This is a genomic window from Nitrosovibrio tenuis (assembly GCF_900109785.1).
Lineage (GTDB): Bacteria > Pseudomonadota > Gammaproteobacteria > Burkholderiales > Nitrosomonadaceae > Nitrosospira > Nitrosospira tenuis_A.
Genome location: NZ_FOBH01000002.1, coordinates 1 through 17,852, shown reverse-complemented (window position 1 = coordinate 17,852; position 17,852 = coordinate 1). Strand labels below are relative to the sequence as shown.

17 protein-coding genes are annotated in these 17,852 nt (G+C 52.9%); 6 read left to right on the top strand and 11 right to left on the bottom strand.

Annotated elements, in window-relative coordinates; all coding sequences use genetic code 11:
• Positions 1–14: 14 nt before the first annotated feature.
• The 3 genes from BMX00_RS02770 to BMX00_RS02760 form a co-directional block, all read right to left on the bottom strand.
• Complete coding sequence (locus BMX00_RS02770; RefSeq protein ID WP_090826925.1) at positions 15–1,907, bottom strand: beta strand repeat-containing protein; 1,893 nt, start codon at positions 1,905–1,907, stop codon at positions 15–17.
• Between the two features lie 331 nt (positions 1,908–2,238).
• Positions 2,239–3,618, bottom strand: coding sequence for an erythromycin esterase family protein (locus tag BMX00_RS02765; protein WP_090826923.1), 1,380 nt, complete (start codon positions 3,616–3,618; stop codon positions 2,239–2,241).
• Between the two features lie 174 nt (positions 3,619–3,792).
• The gene (locus BMX00_RS02760; protein WP_090827650.1) at positions 3,793–4,458 is read right to left on the bottom strand and encodes a dienelactone hydrolase family protein; all 666 of its coding nucleotides are present in this window, start codon (positions 4,456–4,458) and stop codon (positions 3,793–3,795) included.
• A 258-nt stretch (positions 4,459–4,716) separates the two neighbouring features.
• Here BMX00_RS02760 and BMX00_RS02755 point away from each other — a divergent pair, with 258 nt between their 5' ends.
• Positions 4,717–6,294, top strand: coding sequence for a LodA/GoxA family CTQ-dependent oxidase (locus BMX00_RS02755; RefSeq protein WP_090826921.1), 1,578 nt, complete (start codon positions 4,717–4,719; stop codon positions 6,292–6,294).
• 16 nt (positions 6,295–6,310) lie between these two features.
• Here BMX00_RS02755 and BMX00_RS02750 read toward each other — a convergent pair whose 3' ends face one another.
• From BMX00_RS02750 to ald, 7 genes are all read right to left on the bottom strand, one after another.
• A complete protein-coding gene (locus BMX00_RS02750; RefSeq protein WP_090826919.1) occupies positions 6,311–7,672 on the bottom strand; it encodes a sigma 54-interacting transcriptional regulator in 1,362 nt (453 codons plus the stop codon).
• 21 nt (positions 7,673–7,693) lie between these two features.
• The gene (locus BMX00_RS02745; protein WP_090826917.1) at positions 7,694–8,251 is read right to left on the bottom strand and encodes a dihydrolipoamide acyltransferase; all 558 of its coding nucleotides are present in this window, start codon (positions 8,249–8,251) and stop codon (positions 7,694–7,696) included.
• Positions 8,248–9,750: a sensor histidine kinase gene (locus BMX00_RS02740; protein ID WP_090826915.1), complete on the bottom strand. Its 1,503-nt coding sequence runs from the start codon at positions 9,748–9,750 to the stop codon at positions 8,248–8,250. Before BMX00_RS02740 ends, BMX00_RS02745 begins: the two co-directional genes overlap by 4 nt.
• Positions 9,751–10,341: 591 nt before the next feature.
• Complete coding sequence (arsC, locus tag BMX00_RS02730) at positions 10,342–10,695, bottom strand: arsenate reductase (glutaredoxin) (protein ID WP_090826912.1); 354 nt, start codon at positions 10,693–10,695, stop codon at positions 10,342–10,344.
• Between the two features lie 102 nt (positions 10,696–10,797).
• Positions 10,798–12,525 carry a cation:proton antiporter domain-containing protein gene (locus BMX00_RS02725; RefSeq protein ID WP_090826910.1) on the bottom strand — a complete coding sequence of 576 codons (1,728 nt, stop codon included), beginning with the start codon at positions 12,523–12,525 and terminating at the stop codon, positions 10,798–10,800.
• 310 nt (positions 12,526–12,835) lie between these two features.
• Positions 12,836–13,768 (bottom strand): matrixin family metalloprotease, encoded by a 933-nt coding sequence (locus tag BMX00_RS02720; RefSeq protein ID WP_090826908.1) that lies wholly within the window; start codon positions 13,766–13,768, stop codon positions 12,836–12,838.
• Positions 13,769–13,795: 27 nt separating this feature from the next.
• Positions 13,796–14,914, bottom strand: coding sequence for an alanine dehydrogenase (ald, locus tag BMX00_RS02715; RefSeq protein ID WP_090826906.1), 1,119 nt, complete (start codon positions 14,912–14,914; stop codon positions 13,796–13,798).
• Positions 14,915–15,513: 599 nt separating this feature from the next.
• Here ald and BMX00_RS02705 point away from each other — a divergent pair.
• From BMX00_RS02705 to BMX00_RS14945, 5 genes are all read left to right on the top strand, one after another.
• Positions 15,514–15,756, top strand: a complete 243-nt coding sequence (locus BMX00_RS02705; RefSeq protein ID WP_090826902.1) for a CopG family ribbon-helix-helix protein — start codon at positions 15,514–15,516, stop codon at positions 15,754–15,756.
• Positions 15,757–15,759: 3 nt separating this feature from the next.
• Positions 15,760–16,035, top strand: a complete 276-nt coding sequence (locus BMX00_RS02700; protein ID WP_090826900.1) for a type II toxin-antitoxin system RelE/ParE family toxin — start codon at positions 15,760–15,762, stop codon at positions 16,033–16,035.
• Positions 16,035–16,172, top strand: a complete 138-nt coding sequence (locus BMX00_RS14690) for a hypothetical protein (RefSeq protein ID WP_218141473.1) — start codon at positions 16,035–16,037, stop codon at positions 16,170–16,172. The genes BMX00_RS02700 and BMX00_RS14690 overlap by 1 nt, the downstream gene beginning before the upstream one ends.
• A 72-nt stretch (positions 16,173–16,244) precedes the next feature.
• A complete protein-coding gene (locus BMX00_RS14950) occupies positions 16,245–16,760 on the top strand; it encodes a tyrosine-type recombinase/integrase (RefSeq protein ID WP_218141472.1) in 516 nt (171 codons plus the stop codon).
• Positions 16,761–16,779: 19 nt separating this feature from the next.
• Positions 16,780–16,992 carry a tyrosine-type recombinase/integrase gene (locus tag BMX00_RS14945; RefSeq protein ID WP_218141471.1) on the top strand — a complete coding sequence of 71 codons (213 nt, stop codon included), beginning with the start codon at positions 16,780–16,782 and terminating at the stop codon, positions 16,990–16,992.
• Between the two features lie 384 nt (positions 16,993–17,376).
• Here BMX00_RS14945 and BMX00_RS02685 read toward each other — a convergent pair.
• Positions 17,377–17,852 (bottom strand): IS3 family transposase (locus tag BMX00_RS02685; protein WP_143053031.1); only part of this gene is annotated, 476 nt, incomplete at its 5' end.

The following is a 17,852-nucleotide window of genomic DNA, read 5'->3' as shown; positions in this document are numbered from 1 at the left end:
ACCGCCCTCGAATATCAAACCCGCCGCCGACGCGCCATGGCGCCCAGAAGGCCCAGACCTGCGAGCAGCATCAGGTATTGCTCGGGCTCGGGCACCGCGGTTACCAGCAGCGTAGCATCGTGCGCATGGTAAATCACATTGAACTCCACACCCGAGCCGAACCCATGCGATTGGACGGGTAAGAACTTTGAATCGGCCAACCGTTGGTCGAAAGTCGCCACCACGAAGGTATCTCCTACGACTGGGGTATAACCGAGATTCCAGATATCGAGCTCACCGCCCAGCGTTACATTATGGGTAATCGTCAGTTGGTCAAAACTGTTCAAGCTGGCCAAATCGAAGTTAACCACGCCGCTTGCCATCTGATGCAGACTGCCATCGATGGTAAGATGACCGATGGAGTCCTTACCCCCGGGGTTGATTACTCCGCTATTAATCAATTCGCCGTTCGCCTGTGTAAGAATCGTGCCGCTGCCTTGCATGGTCCCTGTATTGTTGAAACATCCCGCACCGACACAAGAGGATTGAAATGTTCCAATAGCGCCGACATTCACCGTACCAGCGTTGGTAAATGCATGCGCGACATTGAGCACCCCTGTCTGGACATTGACTGTGCCGGTATTGTTGAACCCAACTCCGCCGCCGATGGTGGTAACAGTATTGTTCTGCTTGTTATAGGTGCCGCTGTTGTTGAAGGTGCCAGTGCCGGTCATCTGGTCGGCAAAGGCATTGGTATCGGTGAAGGTGCCGGTATTGTTGAAGGTGCCATTGCTGAAGAAGATATCGTTCGCATTGGCAACAGTATTCCCGCTCCAGGTGGTGTCGCCAGCATTCACGATGCGCCCCCCCGAGATGGTCCTGCCGGCATCGCCGCTCATCGCCAGCGTGCTGTTGAACGTGGTCGTCGCCGCGCCGGAAATTGCACCCCCAGTCCAGTCAGCCGCGCCGCCAATGGGGGTGCTCGTGCCGGCCAGGGTGCCCCCGGAAAGCAGAAAGTGCGTGGTATGGGTACCGCCATTGAGATTGATCGTGCCGCCGCTTATCTGCAAGGTGCCCGCTCCGCTGGTGGTGACCGCGTTCAGGTTGTGAGTGCCAAAGTTGAAATCCAGAGTCGAGCCGGCAGCCATGGCAAAAGTACCGGTGTGGGTGCCGTTCGCGTCCAGGCGCAGGATCCCGGCATTGACATTGACTGTGCCGGTATTGTTGAACCCAACTCCGCCGCCGATGGTGGTAACAGTATTGTTCAGCTTGTTATAGGTGCCGCTGTTGTTGAAGGTGCCGCTGCCGGTCATCTGGTCGGCAAAGGCATTGGTATCGGTGAAGGTGCCGGTATTGTTGAAGGTGCCATTGCTGAAGAAGATATCGTTCGCATTGGCAACAGTATTCCCGCTCCAGGTGGTGTCGCCAGCATTCACGATGCGCCCCCCCGAGATGGTCCTGCCGGCATCGCCGCTCATCGCCAGCGTGCTGTTGAACGTGGTCGTCGCCGCGCCGGAAATTGCACCCCCAGTCCAGGTACTCGGACCGCTGAGTATGAGATTGCCAAGACCGCCAAGGGTACCACCGGACAAATCAAGAGCAGCTATCGCCGTATTGAAGGACAAGGTTGAGTTACCACCGCTGATGATTGCCTTGTCGGTGGCGCCGGGCACGCTGGCGGGCGACCAGTTGGTGTTGACTCCCCAATCGCCCGTACCGCCAAACCAGGTATGGTCGACAGCAAAAACGGGCTGGATGATGCCCGATGCCGCCATTGCCGCGACGATGGGCAGCGCCCGGAAACCTCGAAAGCCTCGAAAGCCTCGAAAGCCTCGAAAGCCTCGAAAGCCTCGAAAATCTTTTCGAAAATTTTTGACTGACGGCTGTTCAATTTCGGTGTCTTGACGATTCCTCTTCGTATTTTTCATCGATATCTCCCTGATATACACCTAATGTGAAGTTGATATTCAAGATTTCCCGCATGAATGGACGAGACCACCCTTAATCAACATAGATCACCCTTTTCAAAAAGCAAGAATTGGAAGTCGTCAAAACATCAAGTTTGGAGCGAGAGTAAGAAAGTCGCTTCACAAAAGCAGGCAGGCAAGATCAAGCGGGCAAGGCGCGCGGGATAGCCTACTTATTATGATATTGATTAGAACCGGCTTAGGCGGAACAGACTTAAGACAGGCTTAGCTGGACAGGTTTGCGCGGAACGCAAAACCGCCCGGCGACATGTCCCGCCGCGATGCAGGATGCCTACAAACCGGACGGGTAAGTTTCGTCCATTTCGCCCGGCCTCTTATGCATGAACGAGGGGAGGGGCCTTACGGCTTCTGTTTCGTCAATGTGGATCATGAAATCGAACTGGCGTGGAAGAGATGCATAGAAGTAATGACTCATGCGTTCGGTTTCAGGACGGTAAATGACGCCGATGGCCCGCTGGAGCCTTCTGTCGCTCAGCAGATCGGCGGCTTCCCCTCTTCCCCGTAGGTCGAGAAAGAAACGTTTCTTTTCCAGCCCGGAAAAAAGTTCCTCATAACTACCGGACAAGGGCTCGCGGACAATCTTAGTTTCTGCCGGACCGTCCCAATCCGACGCTGCCGTCACCCTGCCGCGACTGGTTGAAAACCCGATGTGAAGCGCTTTATCCGCGTAGTGCTCGTGGACCAATTGCCCGATATTGAGTTCGCCACGCTGCCCCATCTCGGTAGCCGCCGCATTGCCCAGATGAGAATTGTGGGCCCAAACGGCTATTCGAGCCTCCCGCCCCCGCGATATTTCCAGATGATCAGCCAATTTTTCCAACGTCTCGAACATATGCCGATCACGCAGATTCCATGTGTTAGGCCGTCCTCTGAATATGGCACGGTAATATTCTTCCGCATTCTTTACCAGCTCGGCATTCTGTTGTGCCGAAAAATATTCATTTCCGGCAAACGCACCATCCCTTTCGATATACAGGCGCGCTTTCCTCTGCAGCTGTATGAGCTGGGTGATGACTTCCTGTTCGCAAGAATCCCATCTGCCCGAGGCAATAGCGTAGCCATACGCCTGCGGATCGTTGATAAACTGTCCGAAGCAGGCATAGCGCCTGCGCGCAGCCGCAGCTTCTGCCGGATCGATCTTGTCGAGATACGCAAGCACCGCCTCGATCGATGACGTCATACTGTATAGGTCCAGACCGTAGAACCCGGCGGATTCGCTGGCAGTTCCGAGGCCCCCGACATCCTCATGCCTCCTGGTTCTTGCGTTATAGTCAACCAGCCAGTTAATAAAGGCCAGGACCTCTGCATTACGCCACATCCATGTCGGAAACCGTTCAAAACTCGATAGCGCTTCGTCAGCATCCGCGTCGTCGGAAACGCATGAGACGAACCGATTTACTCTGTACGCGTCTGGCCAGTCGGCCTCAACGGCTACAGCGTCGAAACCTTCTTCTTCAATAAGGCGGCGGGTGATCTCCGCGCGAATCCGGTAGAATTCCGCCGTCCCATGGCTGGCTTCGCCAAGCAGAACGAATTTCTTCCCGCGGCTCGCCTGTATTAAAGAATCGTAATCGTTGACAATTCCCCGCAGTGGCTGTGCATATCCTTCCAACACATCAATGATTTTATGATCTGAATAAAGGCTGGGCATATCAATAATCTCCTGGGCTCTGCTTCATGCTGGAAAGATTTTCACTGAGTTGTGGCGCTGACGCTGAGAAAATTCGCTCATGAATAGGCGGTTTTATTGGGGCGACCTGTTTGAGCGACTTCTTGGCAAGACTTATCGGGAGGGCTTATTGGGACGGTTTGTTGGACCACTTGATCACGTACTCGAATGTTTCTGAAACCATTTGGCCGCCAGGAGGGCCGCTGCTTCCAGCGTACCGGGCTCTTCGAATAGATGTGTGGCGCCCGGCACAATTTCCAGCTTTGACTGGGCATTGAGGCGCGAGAGAGCCTCTTCATTGAGATCGATAACCTGAGGGTCGTTCTCTCCGACGATGAGAAGCACGGGTACGCTAACCTTTGGCAGATAGTCCCCTGCCAGATCCGGCCTTCCGCCTCGCGAAACCACAGCTATGAGGTTTTCCGGGTGGCGCGCGGCAGCAATCAATGCGGCGCCCGCTCCTGTACTCGCCCCGAACCAGCCTATTTTTAAATGTTTTGTTTGCGGTTCACGTTGCAACCATGCCGCAATATCGATCAGCCTGTCCGCCAGCATGGGTATATCGAATCGCAGGTGGCGCGTCCGCATATCAACGATCTCTTCTTCTTCCGTAAGGAGATCGGCAAGCAGGGTCGCAAACTTGTATTCGTTCAGCGTTTCCGCGACGTAACGGTTCCGGGGGCTATGACGGCCGCTGCCGCTGCCATGAGCAAACGCGACTATAGCCTTCGCCTCTGCCGGTATTGCCAGGTCTGCATTCAGAAACACGCCGTGCGCCGGGATGCGGACGGCCGTCGTTTTAAGAAGCGGGGAATCAGCCATGATTTTGTAATCCTCTATCACCACCAGGAATCTGAAGACCACAAATATATAAAAAAACAATGTTTGTTCCGTGCGATTTCCAACATAGCTGCAAGCGTGGTGCCGATAAGCTCCAGCCGAGATGGAGGACCGCGACACTTCTTTTCCCTGATTGCGGGAGCAAGCTAAATTGAGCGACGCGACTAAATATGCATGAGTTTTTTGCTGTGTTTTTGCTATATTTAAGTGAACCAAGCAACCGGGAAAAGAGGAATACCGATGAAAACGATCTACCGGATTTACCCGGCGATAGGAATCGCGCGGATAGGTAACAGCGAGACGGCTTATTTCCTGGGGCCCGAGTCTCCTGGACTTGTTCCTAAAGGGCCATATCGTGACACCTCGTCAAACGGACAAATAAAGGGAAAGATTAAGCCGCAAGGTGTGCGATTCCGGATTTATAAATTTAACCGCGATGACTTTGGCAAAGAAACGCTCGATAATGAAGTGCTTCCGGACGAGAAAACGAACATTACATGGAGTGCGCACCTCGCCAATAGAAAATCAGCAGGCGGACAGTTCCCGCCGGGCGGCCTTTCTGCTCCGCCACGAAATGCCGAGTATGACCGCGCTGGACTGGTCATCGATGCCTCATTGCAATCGATATCCGGAAAGAACAAAACAGCTGTTCCTCTGAGTGGAGAAATCAACTTCATCAAGAACGGCAATATTGAAGGGAGTGCGAAGGTCGCACTTGGACGAATGCTGACTGATGCACAAGGGCACCTGATCGTCGTTGGAGGCCCCGGTAAATCGGGTTCCCCGATTGGCCGGGGCCTCGACAGTTTTGCCAATAACGATGGCTGGTATGATGGCGTCTCCGATGGTCCCGTCAGCGCTGTGATAGAAATCGAGGGCGAAGCGGCGGTCAGTGCGGAAGGCGGTGCATGGGTCGTCGTTGCTCCGCCATCCTATGCGCCCGGGATCGAAAATGTCACCACATGGTATGACCAGGCTTTGAACGTCGCTGTCAGGAATTTCTCTCCGCGCCTGATAAAGAAAGTGCCCTCGTTCACGCAAGATATCTACCCGATACTGAAGCGGGCAGTACTGATCCATTGGGTGGTTGAGCAGAAAAACCGCTACCACGGTAGTGCGGGTAATTTCCTGAGCGAGGCGCGCTTGAGCAAACTGGCGGACAAATCCGAGGAAGCCAGACCGTCGCGCGAAGGTGTGTTCAAGTGGTTGATGAAACCGAATACCCGCGTAGACCCTAATACGCCCCCGCCTGATCTCCCACCAGCCATGCCAAAAGTAAACAGTGGACTGGACCCCGACAACCCCGAGCGAGGCGAATACACCGCGCTGACGGAGTATCAGTATGCAATGATGGGAAAATGGTCACGCGGTGAATTCCATGCAGACTGGACGAGCGAGCCGGTACCTGTTCCGTTCGAAAAGCTACCCTTGGGACAAAGGCCTGATTCACTGACGCGGGCGGCGCTGGAAGGGTGCATCGGCGCGCCATTTTTTCCCGGCATCGAAGTGACCTATGTGATTGCCCAAGCCGCCACGTATGAAGCGTCATTCCGCATCAAGCAGACTCTTCCGCCTGGTTTTCTGACCGAGTATATGGCAGTGCCATGGCAGGCTGATTTTTACGCCTGCGGCGAACTGTGGTGGCCGGCTCAGCGCCCGGTCGATGTTGTGACGGCCACGGGAGAGATCCAGCCTTTTTCACGAGGCATACAAGACTATGCTGATATGGTCCACTGGTGGTCGGAGCTGGGTTTTATCATGAGAAAAGGCGCGAAATTCGTTGAAGACGAGCGAAATCCCATAGATGGCGTGTCTTGAGGCTACAGCGTAGAAGTCAGCCCTGCGATTGTTTAAAAACGGAAGGGTCGAGCTGATATCTCTGTAGCAGCTTATAAAATTCGGTACGATTGCGTTTGGCCAAGCGCGCAGCCTGCGCCACATTCCCTCCCGAAATTTTCAGCACGCGTACCAGATAATCCCTTTCAAAGCTCTTGCGCGCTTCTTCGAAGGAGACGAGCTGCTCCTCTTCCCGGTGCATGGCGTCATACACCAGCACAGGTGAGATCAGCGGAGCTGTACTCAAAACTATGCAACGTTCCACGACGTTCATCAGTTGCCTTACATTACCCGGCCAAGAGGCGCTTAATAGCATTTCCATCGCTTCCGGCGAAAATCCGTTGATGTTTTTCTGGTATTTTTCCGAAAACATGCTGAGGAAATAATTTGTCAGCAAGGGAATGTCCTCGCGCCTCTGCGATAAGACTGGAATCGTCAATGCGACGACGTCCAGCCTGTAGTAAAGATCCTCACGGAAGCCGCCCGCGGCAATTTCCGCCTTGAGATCGCGGTGGGTCGCGGAAATAATACGCACATCAACGGGGATTGCTTGCGCGGAACCGACAGGGCGTACTTTCCTCTCCTGTAAAACACGCAATAGCTTGACCTGGAGCAGAACCGGCATATCGCCGATCTCATCAAGAAACAGCGTTCCACCTTCGGCCAGTTGAAACAATCCCTTATGGTCCCGCACAGCGCCGGTAAATGCGCCCCTGACGTGTCCGAACAGCTCGGATTCCAGCAATTGTTCCGGAATTGCCGCACAATTTATCGCCACGAAGGGATTATGGCGGCGTTTGGATGCCTCATGTATGGCGTGGGCGAATAATTCCTTTCCCACCCCGCTCTCGCCATAGATCAGTACGCTCGCATCGCCTTCCGCAACAAGCCCTGCTCTGGTAAGAAGGTCCTCCATAATTGCACTTTGCGTAATAATGTCCCTGCGCCAGGAAGCCTGCGACACTTCGTTCTGAGGTACGCCACCCGGGACGAACCTTAAAGCCTGGCTAATGTTGGCCAGCAGAGTCTTGCTGTCGAACGGCTTTGCCAAATAGCCGAATACGCCTCGCTGAACCGCTGCCACTGCATCCGGGATGGTGCCGTGAGCCGTAAGAATGATCACCGGCAAGGTAGGTAAATTACGGTGGATATGTTCGAATAATGCCATCCCATCCATGCCGCTCATCTGCATGTCGCTGATGACCAGTTGCGGGCGCGCTACGTCCAGGTAGTTCAGCGCCGCCTCGGCGCTTTGCACGGCCTCGACCTTGTAGCCGGCTGCTGTCAGTCGGATTGAGAGTAATTCGAGCAGATCGGCGTCATCATCGACGATGAGAATTTTAGGATTGGAGTCGGGCATGGTTTTGTATCGAAGGATGATTTATGGTTCTATGAGAATGAGATTTTTTTCCATGCTTTTTATGGCGTCAATCTGATGTTGCAGCGTGTCCGCGCGTTTTTGCTCCTCTTTCAACTTATGAGACGACTCGTCCATGCTATTGCTTAGCCGTTGTTGCTCAGCCAAAAGCGCTGCCAGCAAATTCCTGAAACTCTGCAAATTATTATTATGATTATTGTTTGCCGGCTTCGGGTCCCGCGGCCATTCGTTGAGTAGATGAAGTGCTGACGGGACATCACGAAAAGACGTGTTTGGCAGGATGAGCAGTAATACCAGCCTGATCCGGTTTGCGTCGCTTTTATTCTGCCCGAAATTCTGTTTTACCCTGTCATAAACCTTGATGAGTTCAGGTGAGGATTGTTTTCGCAAGGAGTCATAATATTGCATCATGTCATCCATTTGCCCGCTCACGACCACTTCAGAGGGTGGGCATGGTGACGGCTGATTTTCAGGAAGGGTTGAAAGGGTAGGAACGGTTGAGCAGCCCGTCAAAAGAATTACTATTGGCAGGATTTGCAGTGCCTGGCGCAGTCGGATCATAATGATCCTTCCGGGTCGTGAATCGGCAGGACGAGGCGGAAATGAGCCCCGCTGCCAACCTGCGGCACCAGCTCGATATTGCCGCCATGCGCCAAGGCGTACTCGCGTGCAATGGACAGGCCCAAGCCCGTTCCGCGGATCGGGCTGTCGAGCATCCGCCGGCCCTGGTAAAAAGGCTCGAACACTTTCTCACGGTCTCCCTCATCAATACCCGCCCCGGTATCCACAACATGTAGTTCAATCATTTCCTCTACCCTCTTCGCCCACATGCTGATGCAGCCGCGCGGCGGAGAAAATTTCACAGCGTTCGATAACAGATTATCCACAATAGTTTTTATTTTTTGTTCATCGCAATCAATCATCAGTTCCGGGCAGGATAGCTCGATTTGCAAACTTTTGCTCATGATGATCAGGTTCTGATCTTGTAACACGGCCTCCACTATGGTTCTCACATTTGCCTTATGTTTTACCAGTGCGGCTTTCTCAGTCTGAAGCGCGCTATAGCTCAGCAAATCTTCGATACGCCTCTGCAGTTGCACACTGTTACTATGGAGGATGCTTGCGATCCGCTGTTGTCCTTCGTTTAATTCACCTGTCACTCCCTCCGCAAGCAAATCCGCACCCTCACGCATTGCGGTGAGCGGCGTCTTGAGCTCATGAGAAACATGCTGTAAGAACCGCGTTTTCTGCTCTTCAAGTTTCAGCAGGCGCCGGCGCATCCAATCGAGGCGTTCACCGAAATATACCAAATCCTGAGGCCCATCCACGCGTATGGATTTGGACAGTTTACCCTGCCCCATGTTGCGAATAGCCTCATCAATTTGTTTTATGGGGCGCGCAATACGCAGGGAGAACATGAATGCCAACAGGATGGCAAACGGGATCAGGGCGAGAAGCTGCCAGCCGACGGTAAAACGGGCATAGCCCGCCATATCCTGCAATTCACCGACCTCACGCTCTATCAATGTATAACCGAGCGAAGAAAAGGTCCGTGCTGAATCCCGCAGTGTTGCAAAGTTGCCGATCAGATCGCGCAATGCTTCAGGAGATTGCTTTATGATGGATAATTTTTGGAAAATGGAAGCTTCCAGGGCTTGAAGTTGGGTCAACAGCTCTTTCTGTTCCGCATGAAGTGAAAGTTCAAAAAGGGCCGCTGCAGTGGTCTCGAATTTATGGTGCGCCCTAAAATAACCCTCGAGTAGAGAGGTGTCGCCCAGAATATGTGTTTGCCGTATGGCACGCTCCATGGCGGCAATTTCATCAGCCAGGGCGCGGCTGCTATGCGCAATTTGAGCTGCCTGATACACGGCCTTACGACTATGGTCCGCCAGGCGATCTATCGATAAAGCGCTGTTGATGAGCGCGATGATGAGAGGCAAGCCGACCAAAGCGAAACCGAGCAGAATCAATTTCAGGAATGAGCTGGGATTGCGCCGCAGCCATGACGAAGAGGTGGCATCCCCCCCACTCTCGTGCCTTGCCTCCGCGCGAACAATCATTTTCTTTCCTGATTTTGTCCTGACGGGTCAGTAGCTTGTTTTGGATTTGTCTTGGCGGACGAAACGTAGGGCTTGCAATAATGCTTGGAGGGAAATTCCTGGCTCCGGCGCGAATTCATAAGGACATCGCCACCGTTTCTGACGCACTCCCTGATCGAATTGTGCAGGCTTGCATAATGCTCATTCGGCTCGGTATTTTTTGAAACCGGGGCCACTTTTTCCCGAATTTTTAGGCATGTGTCTGATTCGCCCGAAACCGGGGTATTGTTTTTTACCGGCGGTAAAGGACATAAGTTACACGGGTTGCCCGGACACAGACATCCAGCGCATTCGGCTTGCGCTGCGCTGGCTGGTAATCCCAGGAGAACCGCTAGAACAAGCGAGGCAAACAGTTCCACGGCTCCCGTGAAGCCGGCTATACTGGTTATACCGATTGATCTGCTATTCATTATCATCTCGTCTCTTGGAAGATCTGGACAGGTCTGTACGCCCGACCATGCATTTCCAGGCGCAACTACCATCGACCGCATATAACTTGCGAAAAACTGAACTGTGCAAATCTGCTTTATACCACTATCTCATCATTGCCCTTTACAACAATTTCGTGACATTCTCCGGAGGACGGCATAATACAGCCTGTTCACCGCGCACGACAATTGGACGTTGAATCAGGTCCGGATTTTCCACCATGATCCTGATCAATTCATCATCCGAAAGCTGCCGCTCGGCGAGCTTGAGGCTGCGGAACAGGGGTTCATCGCTCCGCAATATGGCCCGTGCGGGGATCCCAAGCTTGTCGATCAGTTCACGTAGTTGTCCGGCATTCAGGGGCGTTTCATAATAATTGACGGCATCGAACTCTTCCCCGCTCTCCTTGAGCAGAGTGAGCGTTGCCCTGCATTTACTGCAAGTGGGTTTCTGGTAAATGGTGATCCTGTCACTCATGCTGGTATCTCCTATGCCCTTCAATCGCTCACCAGACCATGTTCAGTTCGAGGGAGCCTTATAGCAGGCTCGAACTGGCGGTCATTTCACACTATTTTAATCTCAACCGGCCTCGCGTCTTTTTTCGCTGGGGGCGGGGCGTATTTTTTCCATCACCAGGCGTGTCATGCTGAGGGCGAGCTCGTGCTCACCCAAAAATACTGTCGCATCGCTTTCCTTGCGTAGCAGAGCCGCCTCTTCTTCGTTATGCGTGCGCACCATAATCTCGATCGGGGGGTTGAGCATGCGCGCAATTTCTATCATCCGGCGGGCACGTAGCGTGTCGGGAACCGCAATCACCAGCATAGCGGCTCGAGCGACATGGGCCTGTATCAGCACAGCCGGTTCGGCAGCGTCGCCCGCCACGGCATGAGTTCCACGCTTGCGCAATGCCTCGACCATATCCCGGTTTTGCTCCGCGACAACCAGCGGCAGTCCCTGTTCGGCCAGAGCTTCACCAATGCGCCGCCCAACACGGCCATATCCCACAAGCACCACATGGTTGGTAACATAGCTCGACGCAACCGTTGTTGGCAATTCCGCCAGCGGATCGTCGGAACGCTCCAGGATGCGGGCCAGGCTGGAACGGGAGCGTATCCAGGCTTGAGCCGGTTCAATCACACGGAACACCAGCGGATTTAACGTAATCGAGATGAAAGCCCCTGCCACGATAAGGCTTTGAGCCTCAACCGGCAGAAGCCCGAGCGATACGCCAAGCGCTGCCAGTATAAATGAGAATTCACCGATCTGTGCAAGACTGGCCGAGACCGTGAGTGCCGTATTCAAGGGGTAACGGAAAAGAAGCACCAGAAAAAAGGCAGCCAGCGATTTTCCGATGATGATGATGGCAAGCGTCGCAACAACACGGAAGGGTTGTTCTACAAGCACCTTCGGATCGAACAGCATCCCTACCGACACGAAGAACAAAACAGAAAAAGCATCACGAAGCGGCAAGGATTCCTGAGCGGCCCGATGGCTCAAGTCGGACTCTCTCATTACCATGCCGGCGAAAAAAGCACCGAGCGCGAAGGAGACCCCGAAGAGCATAGCGGAGCCGTACGCGATTCCGATCGCCACTGCAATGACGCTTAGAATAAAAAGCTCGGTCGAGTTAGTGCTGGCGACATGCCAAAGCAACCAGGGGAAAACCCGCTTCCCGACAATAAGCATGAGCGCAATAAAGATTGCCACCTTGCCGAATGTGACCAAAAGCGTCATGAACAGACCTGAACCGGATATCTCTGCGGCAGTGTCGGCATTTCCACCCAACCACCCCGAGAGCGGTGGCAATAGAACGAGAACCAGGACCATCGCAAGATCCTCGACCACCAGCCAGCCAAGTGCAATCGACCCGTTGACCGACTTGAGCAAACCCCGCTGCTCCAGTGCCCGCAACAATACGACTGTGCTGGCTGTGGAAAGCGCCACGCCAAAGACAATCGCGACGCCCATGTTCCAACCCCAGGCATGAGCGACTATGGCGCCGAATGCGGTTGCCGCCGCAATCTGCACGATTGCGCCAGGCACGGCGATACGCCGGACGGCCAACAGATCGTTCAAGGAAAAGTGCAGGCCCACCCCGAACATCAGCAGGATAACGCCAATTTCCGCCAATTGCCCCGACAGTTCGATATCGGCCACGAAGCCAGGCGTATTGGAGCCGAGAATGACGCCTGCGGTCAGATACCCAACCAATACCGGTAGCTTCAGCCGGTGGGCGATCAGCCCCATAAGCAGCGCGAGACCGAAACTGACGGCAATGGTAGTGATCAGGGTAACACTATGGGGCATGTGTTTTTGCCGGTAAGTTGCTGCCGGTAACTTGCCAAGTAGGCAAGGGATCAACGACGCACTGACAGCCTACTGCGGAATGTGCAGCGCGGTGTAAGAACCCCGGATGCGTGAATGTAATTGCTTCTGATTTCGGCGCTTGCCGATATGAAAGAGAATTTCCGCGGATTAACAATAATCCAGGAAAATCAATAAATCAATGAAAAGGGCGAGTTTTCGCCTATGCAGGATATTCGTCGACCCCGTGAGCAAGCTCCCCGTGAAATGCACGTCTGGCAATAAAATTATCAACCCAGCGTCAAGAATCTATTCACAGTTCACAGCTACTATCCCTGCGTTGCGAGCGCAGGCGCCAGCCAAGCAAGCCCAACCCGGCTATCATCATGGCCCATACTTCAGCCTCGGGTATGGGAGCGACTTGCCAGCCGATATCTTTCATGGCGGCATAATCAAGCTCAGTAAAATGCTTGCGCTGCCCAGCCAAGATCGACGGGTCCATCGCGACTTCCTGCCCCAGATAGGTCAGGCCCTGTTGCCAATGGCCCCCGTCGGAGGATAAAGGCGGATTGTACCCAAGCAGGTCGTGAACGGCAGTACCTGTAAACAGGCCGCCGGAATTCAGGTTGGTAAAAGATTGAGAAGTACCAAAACCGAGCACATGACCGAGCTCATGTGTTGCTACGGAATAAAAATCATATTGGTTGGCAAAGGATTCATCGGTCCTGGTATCGGGGTCGAAATACCAGTTTGAAGTACTGTTAAAAGATATTGCGCCGCCCCATGGACCAAAATCCGTCTGAACCGGCAACAGTGCTCCCGCCTGTCCCCTGCTGGCAGCATTGTCGAGGAAACTGCCGGAGCCGCCGCTGGAGAACCCGCCCGAGCCGCCCTCTGCAAGGGTGTTGCCGAGATTATGTGCTCCAACAAAAACAACGATCTGATCTGCGGCAACGCTGAAGTTGGGAATAGTGATGTTGTTCCCATTATCCGGTTCGAAAAAACTTGCATTAAAGTGGTTTGATCCGGCGGAAGTGATCGCGGTCAGGTTGTCCTGAAAACGGTTTTCAAATACTGAGGCGGCATCATTCAGCAAATTTTGCCGTGAGCTGTTCGCGCCGGTAAAAAAACCGGAGCTGTCATACCGATAATCGAAAACGATGTTTACATTGGCTGAAGCGGTCTGACTGATGGTGAGAAATGAGGCAAGCAACCCACCGAAAACTAGAGGATGTTTAAAGTTCATTTTACTTGCCTCCGGATGTATAAATATTTATTGAACATGCTTAAGGGCCTGCAAAGGATCAGTATATTTCATATCAAACTCCTTGGCGATAGCCGGGTAAGTCACTGCCCCTCTGTGTATGTTTAGCCCATATTGTAATGCTGGATTATTTCGTATGGCCTCCAGCCCTTCATCGGCCAGGCGCAGCGTATATATGGCCGTCTGGATGTTGAGTGCAAAAGTGCTCGTGCGCGGCACCGCGCTGGGCATGTTCGCGACACAATAATGCACCACGCCCTCAACCTCATAGGTTGGATTGCTGTGGGTCGTAGGCCGGGTTGTTTCTATACAGCCCCCCTGATCAACCGCCACATCAACGATTACGGAACCCTTCCGCATATTAGGCAGCATTGCAGAGGTAACCAGCCATGGCGCCCGTCCGCCGGGAATGAGTACGGCGCCGATGATCAGGTCCGCATGGTAAATCGCCTCTTCAATATTATATTCATCACTGAAGCGCGTCTGCAGTTGACCGCGATAAATATCATCCAGATATTTCAGGCGATCATGGTTCACATCGAGAACAGTGACCTGCGCGCCGAACCCAACCGCGATGCGAGCCGCGTTCGTGCCAACGATACCACCGCCCAGGATTACGACGTTCGCCGGTTCGACGCCAGGAACACCACCCATCAGGACTCCACGGCCGCCATGCGTTCTTTGCAGGTAGGTCGCCCCAACCAGTACGGCCATGCGTCCCGCTACTTCGCTCATGGGCGTCAAAAGCGGTAATTTACCTCCTTCCGTCTGGACTGTTTCGTACGCTATGGCTGTAGCGCCGCTTTCCAGCAGGGCATGGGTAAGCGCCTTGTCCGAAGCCAGATGAAGATAAGTGAACAGGATCATGTCCTGATGCAGATAATGATATTCAGCGGGTGTCGGCTCTTTGACTTTCACTACCATTTGCGCCGCCCAGGCATCTTCAGCGTGAGGTACGATCGTGGCCCCGGCGGACTGATATTCAGCATCCGCCAAAAAACTGCCTTCTCCGGCGCCGCTCTGTACGAGTACCTGATGCCCATGCCGGGTCAGGGTTTTGACAGTACTGGGGGTCATCCCGACCCGGGTTTCATGATCCTTGGTTTCTTTTGGTAATCCGATCAGCATTATTGTTCCTGATTGTTATCAGCGGAGCGGAATCCTTCTTGCGCTATGGGATAAGAAGAAGAAAGCCAACATAGATAACGATCCGTCCACTATGACGAGACCGCCTGTCCTCATTATCGCCTGCCCTGATTACCGCCCCGATCACGCCACTTTTTTCAAGTATACAACCCCATCCGGAATTGCTGGAAAATAATACAGTAACGCAGGGCTGAGTACCTGGTGTCGGCGCACCGGTGACCAGGAATCAGGACTTATTCCTGCCGGGGAATTCCTAAACGGTCTTCCGCAGCGCGCGTGCTGGTAAAGGGAACGCCCCTCGTGCAACGAGGATTGGGGAGTGGAGCTAATGCCCGACCGCATGGTGGACGTCTGCATCCCGCCGCGCGGCCGCACCATTTGCAGTGAGAAGATCGCTTCGGCTGCAGTCTGAGTCTGGGCGATTTCGTGCAGGCCTTCCTTTTGGGAATGATAAAGGACGTTATCATTCATAATAAATTAGTAGAATCTAAATTAGGTTTACCCAATCAGAGACTAGACAACACGAGTATTTCTGATTACTATTGATTAAAGATGATTTATGTTGACTACAGAGGTTTAGTATGAATACACGCGTCGTCACTGCTCACATTCCCAATGAGCTTGCTGAACAAATCGATCAACTTGCTGTTCGTCTGGATCGTCCCAAGGGGTGGATCGTCAAACAGGCCTTGACGTCATGGGTCGCACTCGAAGCAAAACGCCATCAGCTCACATTGGAAGGTTTGGCCGATGTCGATGCTGGTCGCATCGTTGATCACACTTCAATTGATGCTTGGGCTACAAGCCTCGACAAGTCGGCCTGATCCGTGGCCCTGAAATGGACAGCTAGTGCTGAGCGCGACCTTGTTCGCATTCATGCTTTTCTTGCAACAGTAAACCGAGCCGCAGCAGCGAAAGTGATCAAGCAATTAGTGGTAGGCGCAGAGCAGCTTTTGACCTATCCTCAGCTTGGGGTGTTACTTGAAGAGTTTGCCCCGCGCGGTGTACGCCGTGTCATTGTGGGTGATTACGAACTGCGTTATGAAGTTACTGAAAACCTGATTTATATCCTTCGGCTTTGGCATGTCCGGGAGGATCGTTAATGTCCCAGATCGTGAACTCTTCGCTTCAAAGCTCGGTATCGTTGCCGGCGTTGTTCTCGCCGACTGCAGATGCCAGCAAACGCTTCGTCGAGTTCTTTACTGCCAATATCCGCAATCCCAACACGCGTAAGGCGTAAGCCTGGGCTGTAGGAGAATTTGCGACCTGGTGCGAAGCTAACGGGTTAACTGAACTCAGCGATATCGAGCCGGTGCATGTAGCAGCTTATATCGAAATTCTGTGGCAGCGATTGTCCGCCCCTTCCGTTAAACAACACTTGGCCGCAATCCGTATGCTGTTCGATTGGCTCGTGGTAGGCCAAGTTCTCGCTACCAATCCAGCGAGTTCGGTGCGCGGTCCCAAGCATTCAGTCAGAAAAGGAAAAACGCCTGTTCTAGCCGCAGACGAAGCACGTGCTCTGCTCGATTCTATTGATACTAGCACTCTTGTCGGACTACGCGACCGCGCCTTAATTGGTTTGATGGTCTACACTTTTGCAAGAGTTGGGGCTGCACTTCAGATAAAAGTGGAAGATGTTTATGTGCAGGGCCGTCGCACCTGGATACGGTTATACGAGAAAGGCGAAAAGCGGCATGAAATGCCCTGTCACCATAATCTTGATGAATACTTGCATGCTTATATCAACGGTGCCAAGTTGACGGAAGCCAGAGCATTCTGTTTCGTACTGCGCCACGTCGCTCCGGCCAGCTTTCAGATCGCCCGATGAGCCAAGCTGACGCCTTCGCATGATTCGCCGTCGGTCGGCTGAAGCGGCCATTTTTACCAAGATTGGCAATCACTCCTTCCGGGCTACCGGCATTACAGAATATTTGCGCAATGGTGGAAAACTTGAAATAGCACAGCAAATGGCAGCTCATGAAAGTGTGCGCACGACTGGACTCTATGATCGGAGAAATGATCAGGTGTCGCTTGATGAGGTTGAGCGGGTTGTGATTTGATTGCTGTAAAAATAGGCTCTTTTTTTCTAGTGTAAACATAATCATGTTTCGGTATTACTTAAACAAGTGTCTCAGCAAAGTTCAGCTAAAATTAATTCCTCGAACTGTAGCTTAAGAATCGGTTTACCAGCTGATGTTTATGTATTTATTGTTAAGGGCATTTAAATGTTTCGTATTAACTATGCATTATTATTTTGTCTGATTTTTTTGCCAATTATTGGATATGGCGCGGACGATCCCCAGAAAACTTATCTTATTGCGAAAGACAAATTAAAGTGCTTATATCAACAGACTGATAATTTGCTTAAGGAAGGCGATCCAGTGATCGTGTTTCTTAGCAACGAATGAGGTTCCCTTGGTTTTTCGTCTTCCAACAGGTGTGATTTACGCTGACAGTTGTTTCTTCCGCTGAGCAGCCAGCCAGTCATCAAGGAACTGCATCGGTGACTTGTAGCCCAGGGTCGAATGTCGCCGTCTCCGATTGTAGAATACCTCGATGTACTCGAAGCTTGCCGCTGTCATCTCCGCTCGTGTTTTATAGCGTAGTCCATGCACGCGCTCGTTCTTGAGACTATTGAACCAGCTTTCAGTCGGGGCGTTATCCCAACAATTCCCCTTGCGGCTCATCGAGCAAACCATACCGTATTCCCTCAGCTTGTCCTGGAAGGCAAGACTGGCATACTGACTGCCCCGATCCGAGTGGTGGATCAGCCCCGCCGCCGGTTTCCTGCGAAACCACGCCATGGTCAGCGCATCGGTTACGATGTCTGCTGTCATGCGTGCTTTAAGTGACCAGCCGACCACTTCACGGTTGAACAGGTCGAGCACGATGGCCAGATACAACCAGCCTTCGTCTGTCC